The following is a 17,563-nucleotide window of genomic DNA, read 5'->3' on the forward strand; positions in this document are numbered from 1 at the left end:
ACTGATCAGTTCGCCGGCTTCTTCGGCTTCGGCGGACCTTCGACCGGCGGCAGGGATTTCAGGTAGACCGCCATCGCCTTGCGATCGTCGGCGGTGAGCTGCGAGGTGTTGCGGATCACGCGCGCCATCGAGCCGCCGGCGCTGTCGCCGTCCGGCAGTTGTCCGGTCTCGAGGAAATAGCTGAAGTCGCTCTCGCTCCAGTCGGACAGGCCCTTCTGGGTGATGTTCGGCACGAAGCCATGACCCTCCGGATCGGGTCCGCCGGCAAGGCGCTGCGCCGATACGATGCCGCCGAGCGGATTGCGCGGGCTGTGGCACTCGGCGCAATGGCCGAAGGTGTTGACCAGATAGGCGCCGCGATTCCACTCCGCCGAATGCGAGGCGTCGGCAACGAACGGCCCGTCATTGAAGAACAGCAGCTTCCAGACGCCCACGGTGCGGCGGATGTTGAACGGGAATGGCATGTCGTGCGCGCGCGAGGCGCCGGCGACCGGCGGCAGCGTCTTCATGTAGGCGAAGAGATCGCGGACATCGTCGACCTTGGCGGCCGCGTAGGAGGTATAGGGAAACGCCGGATAGTAGTGGCTGCCGCCGGGCGACACGCCGCGCACGACCGCATTGACGAACTGAGCCTCGCTCCAGCGCCCGATCCCATCGTTCGGATCGGGCGAGATGTTGGGCGCATAGAACGTGCCGAACGGCGAGGTCAGCGGCAGCCCGCCCCCAAGCTTGAGCCGGTCCGGCTGGTTCGGCACCGCATGGCAGGACGCGCAGCCGCCGATGTTGAACATCTCCTGCCCATTGGCGAGATCGGGCGCCCGGGTCGCAGCCGCCAGCGTGATCGTCGAGGGCTGCGTCAGCCACCAGAACACCGCAAGGCCGGCGGCGACGAGCACGCAGAGAGCAGGCAGGAGGCGTCGTCGCATGGTGGCTCCGTCACGGCAGGGAAGAATGTCGTCCGTCCGGCCATCATCTCCGGACCGCGGCAGCGCCGTGATACGTCAGGACGCCGGCGCTGCGCAAACGAACGGGGGCGGACGCAATGCCGCGCCCGCCCCCGTCGATGTCAGGTCCGATCAGCTGTTCTTGAGACGGAAGGTCTCGTGGCAGCCGCCGCATTCCTTGCCGATCCCGGGCGCCGTCGCCTTCAGGCTGTCGAGATCCTTGATCTTGGCCTTGGCCTCGGTGACGACCTTGGCGAAGCTGTCGATCTTGGCCTTGAAGCCGGCCTGGTCTTCCCAGATCTTCGGCGACGGGCCGTAATCGCCTTCGAACTTGGCGCCCTTCAGGCTGGCCGGATACATCGTCGGCAGCTTCTTGGCGGTGTCGTCGAGCTGTGCCAGAGCGGCATTGACGGCGGCCTGGTCATACGGCTTCTCGCCCTTGACCATGGCGATCATGACACCGCCGAGGTTCTTGGCGTTCGCCTTCATGGTGTCCTGGCTCTGTTTGACCAGATCCTGCTGTGCCATCACGGCGCCGGCCCCCAGCAGCAATGCTGCTGCTACCACGACAGTCCGCTTCATCAATTCGCTCCTTTGTTGTCACGATCCCGTTCAGTCCACCTGAACGGATCGCCCTGTTTGGTCAACCCCTCAGCCGGCGGGTTATTCCGGAATTGAGGCGGATATCGGAGAGTCCTGGGAGATAGCGTACTCAGAGACTATGACGGCGATGCTGCTCCCGGATGGCAATCCAGACCCGCTCCGGAGTCGCGGGCATGTCGATGTGTTCGATCTTGTACTCACGCCAGAGGGCTTCGACGATCGCGTTGACCACGGCCGGACATGAGCCGATCGCGCCCGCTTCGCCCGCGCCCTTGACGCCCATCGGGTTGGTCTTGCAGGGCACGTTGTGGGTCTCGAAGGTAAATGTGGGTGCGTCCGCCGCGCGCGGCAGCGCGTAGTCCATGAAGCTGCCGGTCACGAGCTGCGCATCCGAATGGCTGTAGACCACCTGCTCCATCAGCGCCTGGCCGATGCCCTGCACCGCGCCGCCATGCACCTGGCCGGCCAGCAGCAGCGGATTCAAGGTCACGCCGAAATCGTCGACGATGACGTAGTTGACGATCCTGATGATACCGGTGGCCGGATCGATCTCGACCTCCGCGACATGCGTGCCGTTCGGATAGGTGCCGTCGGCGCTGGCGAAGGTGGCGCTGCCGTTCAGCTTGGCCGGATCTGTGCCGGGACGCTTGGCGAGATCGGCGAACGAGATCGCGCGATCGGTGCCGGCGACGCGGATCACGCCGTCGGCGATCTCGAGATCGCCGAGGCCCGCCTCGAGCGCTTCGGCCGCGATCTGCTTGAGCTTGTCGCCGAGCTCGTGGGTGGCGCGCTGCACGCTGACGCCGCCCGACGGAATCGAGGCCGAGCCGCCGGTGCCGAGCCCGGTCGCAATCTCCGCGGTGTCGCCCTGGTGGATGTGGACGCGCTCCGGCGGCAGGCCGAACTGCTCGGCGACGATCTGGGCATAGGCCGTCTGATGGCCCTGCCCGCTCGACTGCGTGCCGATCAGGATCGTCACGTCGCCATTCGGATCGAGCCGCACATTGGCGGTCTCCTCGCCCATGGTGCCGCAGACCTCGACATAGCTCGCCAGCCCGATGCCGCGAATGAGCCCATCCTTCTTCGCCGCCTTGGCGCGCTTCGGAAACTCCTTCCACTCGGCGATCTCCATCGCGCGCTTGAGATGCGCGTTGAAATCGCCGGAATCATAGACCTTGCCGGTCGCGGTCTTGTAGGGCAGCGCGCGCGGCGCGATGAAGTTCTTGCGCCTGACGGCATCGACCGACATGTCGAGCTTGCGCGCGCAGGCATCGACCAGACGCTCGATCACATACGCCGCCTCGGGACGGCCCGCGCCGCGATAGGCGTCGACCGGGACGGTGTGGGTGAAGATCGTGCGCACCCGGCAGTGGAAGGCCTGGATGTCGTACAGACCCGGCAGCATGCCGGCGCCGCCATGCGGGATGTAGGGCGCAAACGTCGAGAGATAGGCGCCCATGTCGCCCATCAGGTCGACGTCCATCGCGAGGAACTTGCCGTCCGCGGCCAGCGCCATCTTCGCGGTGGTGACGTTGTCGCGGCCCTGCGCGTCGCCCATGAAATGCTCGGAGCGGTCGGCGGCCCAGCGCACCGATTTGCGCAGCTGCTTTGCGGCGACCGCGAGCAGCGCATATTCGCGATAGGGAAACAGCTTGGTGCCGAAGCCGCCGCCGACGTCGGGGCAGATCACCCGCATCTTCTCGGTCGGCATCTTCAGCACGTTCTGGCAGAGAATGTCGCGCAGCCGATGGCTGCCCTGGCTGCCTGCCGTCAGGGTCAGATGGTCGCGCTTGGCGTCGTAGTCGCAGACCGCGGCGCGCGTCTCCATGAAGCTCGCCACCACGCGCGGATTGACGATGCGGATCTCGGCGACCGCATGCGCCTTCGCAAACGCGGCCTCGACCGCGGCTTTGTCGCCGATCGCGACGTCGAACAGCACGTTGCCCTTGTGCTCGGCCCACACCTGCGGCGCATCCGGCTTGATCGCATTCACGACGCCGGTGACCGCCGGCAAGGTCGTCCACTCGACCTTGATCGCCTCCAGCGCATCGCGCGCGTGATCGAGCGTGTCGGCGACGACGAAGGCCACGGCGTCGCCGACATGACGCACCTCGTCCTTGGCCAGGATCGGATAAACAGGCGCGGTGAACGGATCGGTCTCGAGGTTGAACAGACACGGCAGGCCGCCGAGTTCCGCGGTGTCCGCCGCGGTCAGGATCAGCGCCACGCCCGGCAGTTCCCGCGCCGGGGCGACGTCGATGGTGAATTTGGCGTGGGCATGCGGCGAGCGCAGCACCAGGGCATGCAGGGCGGCCTGTGGCGCGAGATCGTCGGTATAGCGGCCCTTGCCGCGAATCAGCGCGTCGTCCTCTTTGCGGAGAACGCTCTGTCCCATGCCGAACTTGATTGGAGCTGCCATCTGGTTTCACGTCCCGCTTGCATTGTCGCAAATATTGGACGGCATATTGCAGCGGAACGAAGACTCGCGCAAACGCCATATGGCCGCGCGCCGACCGTGGGCGGTCAACTCTCGGCAGGCCTGCCAGCAATCGATGTTGCAACGCAGCGTCAACGCCGCACGAGCGCCTTGAGCCAGCGCGGGCCGAACAGCACGAGAATCGCGCCGGCATAAATGACGGCGCCGACCATGATCAGCAGGCCGAGAACGGCTTCGTCCTGCAGGCGGCCGAGCGCAGCGAGATGGGTCGATGCCGCCACCGCCGTCGCCCACAGCACGCCGGCGAGCACCACGCCGGTTCCGGCGAATTTCAGCAGCGACATGGTGAGCCGCCGGTCGAACCGCAGATAGCCCTTGTGCACAGCGAAACCGAGCACCAGCAGCAGGTTGATCCACGCGCCCACGGCCGTCGCCAACGCCAGGCCGACCTGCGCCAGCGAGCCCATCAGCAGCACCTTCAGCACGACATTGACTGTCAGCCCGGTGAGCGAGGCCTTCACCGGCGTCGCCGTGTCCTTGCGCGCATAGAAGGTCGACACCGCGCTGCGGATCATCACGAACGGAATGAGCCCGACGGCATAGGCGGCGAGCGTCGCACCTGCGGCCGCCGCATCGCCCCTGGTGAAGGCGCCGCGCGCGAACATCGCCCGCGTGATCACGTCGGGCACGGCGAGGAAGGCGGCGACGAACGGCACCGAGAACAGCAGCGTGAACTCGAAGGCGCGGCGCTGCTGCTCCATCGCCCCCTGGTGATCACCAGCCGTCAGCCGCCGCGACATCTCCGGCAGCAGCACGGTGCCGATGGCGATGCCGATCACGCCGATCGGCAATTGGTTGAGGCGGTCGGCATAATACAGCGCCGAGATCGCGCCCGCGGGCAGGAACGTCGCGATGATGGTGTCGGCGAACATCGCGACCTGCGTACCCATCGAGCCGAGCGTGGCCGGCCCCAGCGCCTTGAAGAAGGCGCGGATGTCCTCGTCGAGCTTGAGCGGCGCAAAGCGCGGCAGCCCGCCATGGCGGGCGAGATCGCCGGCCAGCAGGAAATATTGCAGGAACCCGGAAATCAGCACGCCCCAGGCCGCGGCATGGCCGGCCGTCGGGAAGAACACCACGAGCGCGAGCGTCGCCATCATCGCGATGTTGAGGAAGATCGAGGCCGCCGCGGCGCTCGCAAAGCGCTGCATCACGTTGAGAATGCCGCCATACAGCGTCACCAAGGTGATCAGCAGCAGATAGGGAAAGGTGATCCGCGTCAGCGTGATCGCCAGCTCGCGCTGCGCCGGGTCGTCGGTGAACCCAGGCGCCAGGATCGTCATCGCCTGCGGCATGAACACCCAGGCCAGAATCAGCAGCACCACCTGCGAGGCCAGCAGCAGCGTGAAGATCCGGTCGGCAAACAGGCTCGCCGAGGCCTGTCCCTTCTCGCCATGAACATGCGCATAGGCCGGCACGAACGCCGCGTTGAACGCCCCCTCGGCAAAGATCGCCCGGAAATGGTTCGGCAGCCGAAACGCAATGAAAAACGCGTCGGCAATCGGCCCGGCGCCGAGAATCGCCGCCAGCATGATGTCGCGGGCAAAGCCGGTGAGCCGAGACAGCAGCGTATAGCCGCCAACGGTGAAGATACGTCCGAGCATGGGGGGCTTGTAGAGGATTGGGGGGCGGGTTTGAAGCGGGGAACGGTACGCCATCCTGCTTGGGGCCAAAGTGTGGCGCCAGGCTCTCTGCCAGCCTCGCCCCGCTTGCGGGGCAGGCCTATCGCATATGACCGATCTGAGTTTTTTGCGAATCCGTCTCTACGTCGTCATGCCCGGGCTCGTCCCGGGCATCCACGTCGTTCTCAGCACGCCGGACGACGTGGATGGCCGGGACAAGCCCGGCCATGACGGCGAGGAAGCAGTCGAGTGCAAAACTCTGGTCCTAAAATGCGATAGCCCTGGCTTGCGGGGAGAGGCCCGATGGCATCGCAGATGACATCCGAGTGAGGGGGACTCTCCACGGCCTCGGTCTGCGGAAGGCCCCCAAGCCTCTCCCCGACAGCAGTTCCGGGTGATATCCACAGAGACGAACGACACGGCCAACGCCCTCGATGTCGCCCCGTGCGGCGCCATCCCCACCTGAGCGAGCACCATGCCCCACGTCAGAACCAAGGCCCCGAACGGCGACGGCATCGTGATCATGCCGGAAGCCGACTACGACCGGATGATCGAGGAGCTCGAAGACCTCCGCGACAGCCTGATGGCCCGGCGCGTCCTCCGCGAAATCGAGAGCGGCGAGGAGGAGATGCTGACATCGGCCGAGGCCGATGGGCTCCTGGCCGCAAAGAGTCCCCTCGCCTTCTGGCGCAAGAAACGCGATCTGACCCAGGCTGCCCTCGCCGAGGCCGCCGGCATCTCGCAGGCCTTCCTGTCCGAGATCGAGAGCGGCCAGAAGCCGGGAACGGCCGCGACCTTGAAGAAGATCGCCGACGCGCTGCAGATCACGGTCGATGATTTTCTGTAGAGCCTGTTACTTTCCCCATCTACGCGCTGAATCGAGTCCCCCGCTGCGCGAGCCCGACTTGGAACCGGTTACCTCTCGCGCCCGCGAGGCAGCCCGTATTTGACACTGGCCGCTAAAATTGAGAAATGCTATTGATGCTGCCTGAGATTGATCGGCGACAGGAGGACCTGTGATGGGATTTTTCGGCCGACTATTTGGACTACGCTCTGACCCTACTGACGAACTTCTTGCGAGTATCGGACGAAACGCCACACTCGCTTCGGCGCCAACCGACCATACCCTTATGCGACTCGCGCAGGAGCGAAAGGGACACATTTCTCTTAAGGCTGTAAGCGATGAATACGATCGGCTGATCCTCGAAAAATATGGACGAAGGTAGGCGCCGCTTATTCCGATGCTCGTGATCCAGACTTCCCAGGCAAAACGACTGAGAAAGCACGCGATCCTTATGGTAGTCGTGATGCTTATCACGGGCGCCATGGGCGGAATACTCACAATGCACTGGTTTTCTCTACCGCCAAAGAAATAGCGCGTAGGCGAACTAGCGAAGCGCAACCCAATTCACTTAACATGGCCGGATACTTGTCGGTAGATTGAACTCTATAACCTCGTCGAGCAAATCACGACCATCGTATGCGACCGCGTCACACTGACGCGTGATGTCAGATAGAAATTGCCTGTACCTCGCTGCGGATTACGCTTCGCTTACTCGCACCCGCGTCACTGATCCTATCTGTTTGGACTTGTCGTTGCAGCGATATGTCGAGCCAAGTTCATCCGAACCAGCTTGCGAAAACCTTCCGAAGGGGAATTCGAATCAGGACGACGAAGCAACGCAACAACATTAAACAAAATATAGAATGGCGTCGTAAGAATGCCGCGCGCCGACCACCATCCAGCGACTGCAGAGAACGCGAGGTCGCTCCACTGTCTTTTTCGAGCGCAACTTAAGCAAACCACATGGACGTCCGTTTCCCAGCGTGTGTAGACTAAAGCGGACCAAATCCGATACGACCGAAAGACGTCGACGTTGCGATGCTGTCCGCAAGCATTGCACGGTCCTCTAAAGGCGTTCTCAATAGCCCGATCGATTGCCGCTTCGGGGACAGCTTCCAGGCAGCGCGTCAGTCTCTTGCCGCCGCTCAAACAAGGGTCCGTGCAATATCGATATGGACCATCCTTGATAGCGCTGCCGCGATATGACGCCCCGCAGTAGTCACAGGTAGCCATACGATCTCACTTTCGGCCAGTGGTGCGGATTGGCGGAACGAAATTCGCCGCACCCGCCCTGATCATTCATTTATTAGACCATAGAAACTCACTCACGTCGTCGACACGATTACGAACTAAATCTGCACCGGCATAGCCTTACAACTCAAAATTCTGCCGCCAAATCTGACCTTCCTAGTTGAGATATCTCCCAGACTACTAAGTTTTTGACAGGCCCTGAGCTCGCTGCTGTTTGAATGTCATCCAAGCCGCTTTGAGGTCGATACCTACACCCCAGAGAGTCGGCTTCAGAATTAGTGCGTCTGAAATCGCACCGCTTGTGCCAGCATTGATCTCCTCGGCAATTGCAAAGCCAGCCAGCGGCCGCTTTTCGGCTATATCTCGGAAGATTCGCTCGATAAGCGACATAACGTCAGACGTATTCTTGCACGTCGAGCGCAACGGAATCAGTATGACTTTGTCGTCTGCCAGACCGTTCGAAGCGATCTTAGGTCGATATTGAGGCACGCACTTTCGGAATTGCTGGGGATGAATCGTGGATATCATCAATGCAGGCAGAAGATCATCGCGACTTTGTCCATTGACTTTGTCCCAAGAAAACTGGTCCCCGTCGAAATGAACCGACAAAATTTCATCCGAGAACGCGCGTGAGTCTGTGCCTGCAAGTACAAAAGCTTTGTTCTTGGCTGCAAGGTCCGCCATGCGTCGAAAATTTTGATGCAAAGCGTCCCCTAGCGGCTCGTGCCAACCGTAGTCGAGCACGTAGAGATAATAGTCACGTTCGACGTCCAACGGCAATCGACTCAGGCTATGCACATAAAGCCCCATAGCTTTCGAGCCTCCTCCAAGAACCATCATGATCGTATGTACTACCGGGCGTCACTAAATCACTACACGCTCAATACGCCCCTTTTAAACTATCATCTTGTCAGGAGCAAAGCCCTGCTATCTGTATCTGACCTACTACCCCCTTGACATTGCCAGCGCCGCCCTACGCACCGCTCGTCCATAGGTGGCGTCATGCCCGGAACGACAGCACATAGCGCAAATTCCGATAAAAATAATTCTCTTGCGCTTTTACGGAAATCATGATTATCTCCCGCCATCCCGCCTCACCGCAGAGGGGCGTTGCGCGCGATCGTCACGACACGCGAGGTGGGGATGCGATGGCCGCGGGAGCTCGCAGCATGTCCTCTGGGCGTGCGGACGAACGGGCGCTTGCGGACGGTCAAGTCGCGTGGTCCTGGCCTCCCGACGCTGAGGTCAAGTATGCGCTGCTGTGGATAGCACGGCGTGGACGACGGTGGCCAAATAGCCGGCGCACCGGGGAGATCGCGAAGCAGCCGTAAGCCCGTCGCGCAGGGAATGCCGGATTGTCGGCTGAACCTGTGGTACCTGCCGCCTGCATTTTGTTAGCAGGCGGGCCATGGGTGAGGCCTTCACCCGGCATTCCCTGCGCCCTTTGCACCGTTTGCGAGGGCGAACTGATCGCAAGCCTCGGGCATCAGCTGCCGCGAGAACGCGCTCCTATGTCGATCGCTGTTTGAGATGTAAATCGGAACGCGAGCAACGCGCCGTAGGGTGGGCAAAGCAGCCGCCCGCAGGGCGGTCGCGTGCCCACCGCGCATCCGCATCGGTGGTGGGAATGGTGGGCACGGCGCGTGACGCAGCGGAGGAAGCAACTCACAGTTCGGCGCGCCTTTGCCCACAGAACTGAGCTGTTTGAAAGATGATCGCGCTCCATCCTCTGCTGTCATCCCGGACAAGCCGGCCGACGCGAAGCGGCGGCGGGCGCTGATCCGGGATCCATACGCCGTGTAGCTGATGGGGCGCGCGGGACGGGCCGCCTGCCCGTTCCGGAGATCACGCGGTATGGGTCCCGGCGTTCGCCGGGACGACGGTGTGGGCGGGGCTGCAGGCGGGGCCAATCGCGCCTGCCCGCGCGACGGCCTGTGGCCGGCGCGCGGGGCGACGTGACGACGACGCCTGACGCCTCAGGCGCGCAGGGCGCCGCGGACGACGTCGATGATGCGCGCTTGCGTCGCTTCATCGAGATAGGCGTGCATCGGCAGGCTGATGACGTCGGCGGAGAGCTGCTCGCTGACCGGCAGGCCGCCATCGGCGCTCGGGAAGATGCGATAGGCGGTCTGCTGGTGCATCGACTTCGGATAGTAGATCGCGGTCGGGATGCCCTGCGCCTTCAGCGCCGCGGCGAACGTCTCGCGGTCGACGCCGCGGGGAAGACGGATGGTGTATTGCGCCCAGACCGAGGTGCAGCCCTCGACGAGGCGCGGCACCTTGACGACATCGGCAAGGGCTGCCGTGTAGCGCTCGGCGACAGCGTTGCGCGCGGCGATCTCGTCCTCGAAGATCCGGAGCTTTTCGATCAGCACCGCGGCCTGGATGGTGTCGAGCCGCGCGGTGAGGCCGAGGCGGACGTTGTCGTATTTGTCGCTGCCGCCGCCATGGGCGCGCACGCTGCGCAGGCGCTCCAGGAGGCCGGCATCGTCGGTGAGGATCGCGCCGCCGTCGCCGAAGCAGCCGAGCGGCTTGGCCGGATAGAAGCTGGTGGCAGTCGCCAGACCGAACGTGCCGATACGGCGGCCCTTGTAGCTGGCGCCAAAGCCCTGGGCGGCGTCGTCGAGCACGAACAGCCCTTCCGCTTCGGCGATCGCGGCGACCGCATCATGGTCGGCGCTCTGCCCGAACAGATCGACCGGAATCACGGCCTTCGGCTTGAGGCCAAGGCGCCTGGCAGTGGCGACGCCGCGGCGGAGCGAGGCCGGATCGATGTTGAAGGTGTCCTCCAGCACGTCGACGAACACAGGCGTCGCGCCGGTCAGCGCCACCGATTCGCCTGTCGCGCAGAAGGTGAAGGACGGGCACAGCACGGCATCGCCCGGACCGATGCCCTGGGCCATCAGCACCATCAGCAGCGCGTCGGTGCCGCTGGAGCAGCTCACGGCGTATTTGGCGCCGCAGAATTCAGCCAGCTCCTTCTCGAGCTGGATCACCTCGGGGCCGCCGAGAAACTGGCAATGCGCGAGCACGCGGGCGACGGCGTCGTCGAGCGATTGGCCGAGCCGCTGGCGCTGCGCGGCGGTGTCGATGAACGGAATGGGCTGATGACGCAGGTGCTGATTCATGAGCTCTGACAATTTTTCGGAAACGGAAATGGGTGGCGCGAGGACGCGGTTAGCCGGCGGCGGCGCGGCGCTTGGTGGCGGCCGCCTCGGCGGGACGATGGCTCGAGGTCTCCAGGCACTGCGTGGCGATCGCGAGACTGGCGACGCCCTCGTCGCCGGTGACGGCGGGCGCCGTGCCCGAGCGCACCGCGTGCAGGAACGCGATCAGTTCGGCACGCAGCGGCTCGTCATGACCGACCGGCAGATGCCGCATCGAGTAGCTGCCGTCCGGCTTGAAGCCGAAACACTCGGTGACCTGACGGGTCAGCAGATCGCCCGTGATGTACTTGCCGCGCGTCGCCACGGTGACGTTGCGCGCCTTGAACGGCGTCAGCCAGTTGGTGTTGATGTGCGCGAGCACGCCCGAGGCGGTGCGGAACTGCAGCAGCGCGATATCCTCGCGCTCGGCGACGGCGCTCGAGAGCTGCGGCTGCACCTCGATGATGTCGGATTCGGTGAACCAGCGGATCAGGTCGATGTCGTGCACGGCGAGGTCGATGACGACGCCGACATTGGACATGCGCGGCGGGAACGGGCCGACCCGGGTGATCGCGATCGACAGCAGATCCTCGCCCGCGATCGCCTTCTTGATCGCGGCGACCGCCGGATTGAAGCGCTCGACATGGCCGATCATCAAGGTGACGCCGGCGCGATGCGCGGCCGAGACGATCTCCCTGCCCTCATCGACCGTGGAGGCGATCGGCTTCTCGACCATCAGGTGCACCTTGCGCGCGATGCAGGCGAGCGCGAGCTCATGATGCAGGTGGGTCGGAGCCGCGACGGTCACGGCATCGACGCCCTCGGCGACGAGTTCGTCGAGCGTCTCGAAAGTCGGGCAGTTCGCCAGCGCGGTGACGCGATCGCGATGGGCAGCCAGCGGATCGACGACGCCGACGAGGTGGACATCGGGCAGTCCGGCCAGCACGCGGGCATGGTTGCTGCCCATCACGCCGGCTCCGATCACGCCGACGCGCAGCGCCTGCCTCACCTCGGCCTTGTGGCCTGCCCCCTTGGAACTCATGTCAAAGACCCCATCGATGTCCCGAATTGCGATGTCCCGAATTTGCAATGCCTCGAACCCGCCACAACGGTTAACGAACCGCAAATCAGTCGAAGCTCTCCTAGCACGGCGCTTCGAGCGAGGCGAACGCGGAAACCTTTTTCAGGACACGATTTGATTCAGAAAGTTACACCCGTCACCGGAGAAAAACGATGTGTTTTGAAGGGCCTGCGTCGAAGCCTTCGCGTGCGGGCATGGCCCTGCTCACGCGTCCTGACAGGCACTGGACGTAACGGTTCATCCCGCTTCACGCCTCCGTGTTGGGCTCGTGAGGAGGTAACGCGATGGATCTCGCCGGCGAAGAAGGTGACGTCACATCGCGGGAGAACGCCATGATCCACCCCCTCGCCTCGCTCCGTCACGCCGCCAGTTTCGCCGTGCTGCTCGCCTCGTTTGCGCCCTGGACGCCCTCGGCCGCCGCCGTGGAACGGCCGGTGGTGATCGAACTCTTCACCTCGCAGGGCTGCTCCTCATGCCCGCCCGCCAATGCCTATCTGAACGAGATGGTGCGCGGCCGGCGCGACGTGCTGCCGCTCGCGTTCCATGTCACCTACTGGGACCGGCTCGGCTGGAAGGATCCGTTTTCGTTGTCCGCCGCGACCGACCGCCAGGCCCGCTATGGCAGCCGTTTTGGCGACGGCTCCTACACGCCGGAGATCGTCGTCGACGGCGTCACCAGCCATGTCGGCTCCAACAGGGCCGAGGTCGGACCCGCGATCGACCGCGCCCGGGGCGCGAAGTCCACGGCCGCGGCGATCAAGCTTGCGCGCAACGGCGGTCAGCTCACGGTGGAGGTCGGCGGCGGCGAAGGGCGCGGACGCCTCCTGCTGGTCGGCTTCGATCATCGGCACGAGACGGCGATCCGCCGCGGCGAAAATGGCGGCCGGACGCTGGAGGAGCTGAACGTGGTGCGCTCGGTGCGCACGCTCGGCGAATGGAGCGGGGCCGCGCTGCGCCTGACCGAGCCGATGCCGGAGGGGGAGGATGCTGCCGTGATCCTCGAAAGCCCGGAGGGCCGCATCGTCGGCGCCGCCCGCCTATGAGCTCACGTCGCCGGTCAAGCGGACGCGCAGAAGCGACGCCAGAACAGGCGATAGCCCTCCTCGACCCTGCGCGTGTAGGTCTCGACATTGCCGGCCGCCGAGGTCGCGACCATCGTCGGCAACGCGGCCCGCAGCGTCGCCAGCACGGCGGGCTGCGCCGCATGCTTCAAGGCGATGGCGATGTAGCCATCGTCATCCTCGGCCACGAAGTCGCCGAGCCCGACCGCCGTATCGATGGCCGCCGCCGCGCGCGCGGCCGCGCTGTGGCCGAGCTTGGCGACGACGGGCACGCCCGCCTGCAGCGATTCCCAGGTGCTGACGCCGCCGTTCTGTGGAAACGGATCGAGCGACATGTCGATGGCGGCGAACTGCGCGATGTGCTGGTCCCGCGTCGACAGGCCGAGGCAGCTGATACGCTCCTCGGCGATGCCATGCGCCACGAAGCGGCCGACGAGGACATCGCGCAGCAACGCCGAGTCGAGCGCGCCGTTCTTGATGACGATGCGCGAGTCCGGCAATGCCGCCATCAGCCGCGACCACAGCGCGAGCGCCGGCTCGGAGATCTTGTCGATGCGGTTGAACACGCCGAAGGTGACGTGGCCGTTGCGCAGCATCGGCAGCGGCGTCGGCTGCCAGCCCTGCAGCGGATCGGTGGTGATGACCGCCGGCAGATCGTAGACCTGCTCGGCGAACAGAGGACGCACCGCCTCCGGCACGGTGACCGGATCGGCGAAGAAGTAGTCGATGGTCGGCAGGCCGGAGCCGGTGCCGCTGCCCCACGCCGTGACCTGGACCGGCGCCGGCTTGCGCGCGAACACCGGCAGGCGGTTGCCGGCGGAATGGCCGGAGAGATCAACGAGGATGTCGACGCCGTCGGCCTCGATGCGATCGGCCAGTTCCTCGTCGGACATCTGCCAGGCGTCGACCCAGATATCCGCCGCCGCGCGGCATTGGGACGTCATCACATCCTGCAGCGGCGAGCAGGAATAGCAGGCGACCTTGAACGCCTCGTGGTCGTGATGGCGCAGCACCGGCAGGAAAGCCAGCGCGGCCGAATGCGATCTGAAGTCGGACGAGACATAGCCGATGGTGAGCCGCCGCTCCGGATCACGGTCGCGCCCCGGCGCCGGCCGGCGCGCGATCTTGGCGCCGATCCTGCTCCACCATTCCCGCCGGACAGCCTGGTGCTGGGCGAAATCGGTGTCGGGCATGAAGTCGAGTAGGAAGATCTTGGCGGTGATCGCGTCGCCGAAATCCGGCTTGATCTCGAGCGCGCGCTCGAAGTGCTGCAAGGCGGTCGTGAGATCGCCCTGCTTGCAGAAGCATTCGCCGAGCCAGGTCCAGGCGACCTCCGACTGCGGATTCTGCTCCAGCACCTTGCGGCAAGCGTCCATCGCCGGCGCGATGTTGTCCCTGATGACGCTGAGCTGCGCGAAGCCCAGCAGCGCCACCTCCTGCCGCGGATCGATCGCCAGCGCGGCTTCGAAATCGGCCATCGCGGAATCGAACCGTCCGGCCTGCTGCTGCAGCCGGCCGCGCTGCGCCAGCACCTGCGCGGCGCGCGGCCGGATCGCGAGCGCGGCGTCGAACGCGGCGAGTGCGTCGTTGAAATGGCGCAGATTGACGCTCGCCAGCCCCTTGCCGAACATAGCCTCCATGTGGCGCGGATTGAGCGAGAGTGCCCGCTCGAACGCCTGGTTGGCGTCGGCGTTGCGATTGAGTGTGAGCAGCGCCATGCCGCGGTTGCAATAGGCGTCGGCGTAGTCAGGCTTCAGCGCGATCGCCCGGTCATGCGCGCCGATCGCCTCGTCGGGCCGGCCGAGGCGCATCAGCGTGTTGCCGAGACCGGTCTGCGCGACCACGAGATTGGGCTTGAGCGCGATCGCCCGCTCCTGGCATTTGCGCGCCTCCTCGTAGCGCTTGCGGTTGAACAGCGCGAGCCCGAGATTGGACAGCGCCTCGGCGTGACGCGGCTCGATCTCGACGGCCTTGGTCAGGGCCTGCTCGGCGAGGTCGAGCTGGCCGCCGTCGAGCGCCACGACGCCGAGCAGATGCAGGGCATCGACATGCTCGGGCAGCAGCGCCAGGATCTGGCCGCAGATCGCCTGCGCGTCGGCAGGGCGTCCGGCACGATAGGCCGCGACCGCGCGCGGCATCAGCTCATCGGCCTGCTTGCGGTGCTTCTTCTGCAGCCGCGCATTCTGAAAGGCGCGGGACCCGACATCGCTAGCCAAAGCTCGCCTCCACGGCGTGACGTGCAAAACCCGAGCGTGACCTATTCGGCTCCAAGCTCATCGCATACCTCAGCCGGCGGCCGCGCAATGGCGCCGCCAGAACAGACGATACGCCTCTTCGACCTTGCGCGCGTAGGTCTCGACGTTGCCGGCGGCAGAGGCCGCGACCCGCGCCGGCAGCTCGGCCCGCAGCTTCGCCAGTTCGGCAGGATGTGCTGTGTATTTGAGTGCAATCGCGATGTAGCCGTCATCGTCCCCGGCGACCCAGTCGGCGAGCCCGACCGCGGTGACGATGGCGGCGGCGGCGCGCGAGGCCGCGCTCGCGCCCAGCTTGGCGATCACGGGGACGCCGGCCTGCAGCGATTCCCAGGTGCTGACGCCGCCATTCTGCGGGAACGGATCGAGCGAGATGTCGACCTGCGCAAATTGCGCCATCTGCTGCTCGCGCGTCGACCAGCCGAGACAGGTGATGCGCTCCTCGGTCACGCCGTGGGCGGCGAAACGCGCCAGCAGGCGATCGCGCAGCAAGGGATCGTCGAGCGAGGCGCTCTTGATCACGATGCGCGAGTCCGGCAGTTGCTGTATCAGCCGCGTCCACAGCGCGAGCGCGGGATCGGAAATCTTGTCCAGCCGATTGAATACGCCGAACGTCACATAGCCGTTGTGCAGCATCGGCAGCGGCGATGGCGCGACGCCGGGCAATGCCTCCGTGGTGATCACCGCAGGCAGGTCATGGACCTGCTCGGCGAACAGAGGGCGCGCCGCTTCGGGCACTGTGACGGAGTCGGCGAAGAAGTAGTCGATCGTCGGCAGGCCCGTGCCGGTGCCGCTGCCCCAGGCGGTGACCTGGATCGGCGCCGGCTTGCGGGCAAACAGCGGCAGCCGGTTGCCGGCGGAATGGCCGGAGAGATCGACCAGGATATCGACGCCGTCGGCTGCGATGCGGTCGGCGAGTTCGTCGTCGGACATCTGCGAGGCGTCCACCCAGACCTCGGCACAGGCACGGAACTGCGCGGTCACCGCGTCCTGGACCGGCGAACAGGCGTAGCAGCAGATCCGGAAATCCTGGCGGTCGGCGTATCTCAGCACGGGCAGATAGGTCAGCGCCGCCGAGTGATTCCTGAAGTCGGAGGAGACGTAGCCAACGGTGAGGCGGCGCTCCGGATCGCGGTCGCGCGGCGGCAGCGATCTCCGGGCAATATGGCTGCCGATCCGCTGCCACCATTCGCGCCTGGCCGCCTGCTGCAGTTCGAAATCCGCATCCGGCATGAATTCGAGCGTGAAGATCTTGGCGGTCATCGCCTCGGCAAAATCGGGCCTGATCTCAAGGGCGCGGTCGAAATGCGCGATTGCGGCTGCGACCTCGCCCTGCTTGGCGAAGCAGACGCCGAGCCAGAGCCAGGCGTCCTCGGAGCGCGGATTCTGTTCCAGCACCTTGCGGCAGGCATCCGCGGCTTGCGCGACGTCCTTGAAATGGCCGAGCTGGGCCTTGCCGAGCAGCGCCATCTCCAGCATGGGATCACCGACCAGCGCGGCGTCGAAATCCGCCTTCGCCTGATCGAACCGTCCGGCCATCTGATGCAGCCGGCCGCGCTGTGCCAGCACCGGCGCGGCGCCGGGCTTGAGCGCGAGCGCCGCATCGAACGCCGCGAGCGCGGCGTCGACATGATGCAGATTGAGGCTGGCAAGGCCCTTGCCGAACATCGCCTCCATGTGGCGCGGGTTGAGCGACAGCGCGCGATCGAAGCTCTGATTGGCGTCTGCGTTGCGGCCGAGCGGGAGCAGCGCCATGCCGCGGTTGCAATGGGCATCGGCATAGTCGGGCTTCAGCGCGATCGCACGATCATGCGCGGCGATGGCCTCCTCCGGCCGCCCGAGGCGCATCAGCGTGTTGCCGAGACCGGTCTGCGCGACGACGAGCGACGGCTTGATGGCGATCGCGCGCTCCTGGCATTTGCGTGCGTCGTCGAAGCGTTTGCGGTTGAACAGCGCGAGGCCGAGATTGGAGAGCGCCTCGGCATGGCGCGGCTCGATCTCGACGGCCTTCGTCAGGGCCTGCTCGGCGAGATCGATCTGGCCGCTGTCGAGCGCGACGACGCCGAGCAGATGCAGAGCATCGAAATGCTCGGGCAGCAGCGCCAGGATCTGGCCGCAGACCGCCTGGGCTTCGGCCCTGCGGCCGGCGCGATAGGCGGCGACGGCCGCTTGCATCAGCGCATCGGCCTGCTTGCGGTGCTTCTTCTGCAGCCGTGCATTCTGAAACGCCCGGGAACCGACATCGCTAGCCACAAAACGTCTCCA

The 17,563-nt window shown here is 65.2% G+C and carries 11 protein-coding genes; 2 read left to right on the forward strand and 9 right to left on the reverse strand.

The window, feature by feature from the left end; all coding sequences use genetic code 11:
• Positions 1-5 precede the first annotated feature (5 nt).
• The 4 genes from ACQR1B_RS15575 to murJ form a co-directional block, all read right to left on the reverse strand.
• Positions 6-926, reverse strand: a complete 921-nt coding sequence (locus ACQR1B_RS15575; RefSeq protein ID WP_434832399.1) for a c-type cytochrome — start codon at positions 924-926, stop codon at positions 6-8.
• Between the two features lie 150 nt (positions 927-1,076).
• Positions 1,077-1,526, reverse strand: a complete 450-nt coding sequence (locus ACQR1B_RS15580) for a c-type cytochrome (RefSeq protein WP_434832400.1) — start codon at positions 1,524-1,526, stop codon at positions 1,077-1,079.
• A gap of 130 nt (positions 1,527-1,656) precedes the next feature.
• On the reverse strand, positions 1,657-3,966 hold the full coding sequence (locus ACQR1B_RS15585; protein ID WP_434832401.1) for a xanthine dehydrogenase family protein molybdopterin-binding subunit: 2,310 nt from the start codon (positions 3,964-3,966) through the stop codon (positions 1,657-1,659).
• A gap of 149 nt (positions 3,967-4,115) precedes the next feature.
• A complete protein-coding gene (gene murJ / locus ACQR1B_RS15590; RefSeq protein ID WP_434832402.1) occupies positions 4,116-5,645 on the reverse strand; it encodes a murein biosynthesis integral membrane protein MurJ in 1,530 nt (509 codons plus the stop codon).
• Positions 5,646-6,138: 493 nt separating this feature from the next.
• Here murJ and ACQR1B_RS15595 point away from each other — a divergent pair, with 493 nt between their 5' ends.
• On the forward strand, positions 6,139-6,510 hold the full coding sequence (locus tag ACQR1B_RS15595) for a helix-turn-helix domain-containing protein (RefSeq protein WP_434832403.1): 372 nt from the start codon (positions 6,139-6,141) through the stop codon (positions 6,508-6,510).
• Between the two features lie 1,428 nt (positions 6,511-7,938).
• Here ACQR1B_RS15595 and ACQR1B_RS15600 read toward each other — a convergent pair.
• From ACQR1B_RS15600 to ACQR1B_RS15610, 3 genes are all read right to left on the reverse strand, one after another.
• Positions 7,939-8,568 carry a hypothetical protein gene (locus tag ACQR1B_RS15600; RefSeq protein ID WP_434832404.1) on the reverse strand — a complete coding sequence of 210 codons (630 nt, stop codon included), beginning with the start codon at positions 8,566-8,568 and terminating at the stop codon, positions 7,939-7,941.
• Between the two features lie 1,166 nt (positions 8,569-9,734).
• On the reverse strand, positions 9,735-10,886 hold the full coding sequence (locus ACQR1B_RS15605; RefSeq protein ID WP_434832405.1) for a DegT/DnrJ/EryC1/StrS family aminotransferase: 1,152 nt from the start codon (positions 10,884-10,886) through the stop codon (positions 9,735-9,737).
• A 49-nt stretch (positions 10,887-10,935) separates the two neighbouring features.
• Positions 10,936-11,946 (reverse strand): Gfo/Idh/MocA family protein, encoded by a 1,011-nt coding sequence (locus ACQR1B_RS15610; RefSeq protein ID WP_434832406.1) that lies wholly within the window; start codon positions 11,944-11,946, stop codon positions 10,936-10,938.
• Positions 11,947-12,317: 371 nt separating this feature from the next.
• On the opposite strand from ACQR1B_RS15610, the gene ACQR1B_RS15615 reads away from it, so the two are divergent.
• Positions 12,318-13,028, forward strand: a complete 711-nt coding sequence (locus ACQR1B_RS15615; RefSeq protein WP_434832407.1) for a DUF1223 domain-containing protein — start codon at positions 12,318-12,320, stop codon at positions 13,026-13,028.
• Between the two features lie 14 nt (positions 13,029-13,042).
• On the opposite strand, the gene ACQR1B_RS15620 is transcribed toward ACQR1B_RS15615, so the two are convergent.
• Complete coding sequence (locus ACQR1B_RS15620) at positions 13,043-15,262, reverse strand: tetratricopeptide repeat protein (protein ID WP_434832408.1); 2,220 nt, start codon at positions 15,260-15,262, stop codon at positions 13,043-13,045.
• 69 nt (positions 15,263-15,331) lie between these two features.
• Positions 15,332-17,551 carry a tetratricopeptide repeat protein gene (locus ACQR1B_RS15625; RefSeq protein WP_434832409.1) on the reverse strand — a complete coding sequence of 740 codons (2,220 nt, stop codon included), beginning with the start codon at positions 17,549-17,551 and terminating at the stop codon, positions 15,332-15,334.
• Positions 17,552-17,563: the final 12 nt, after the last annotated feature.

It is taken from the genome of Bradyrhizobium oligotrophicum (assembly GCF_051168495.1).
GTDB classification, from domain to species: domain Bacteria; phylum Pseudomonadota; class Alphaproteobacteria; order Rhizobiales; family Xanthobacteraceae; genus Bradyrhizobium; species Bradyrhizobium oligotrophicum_A.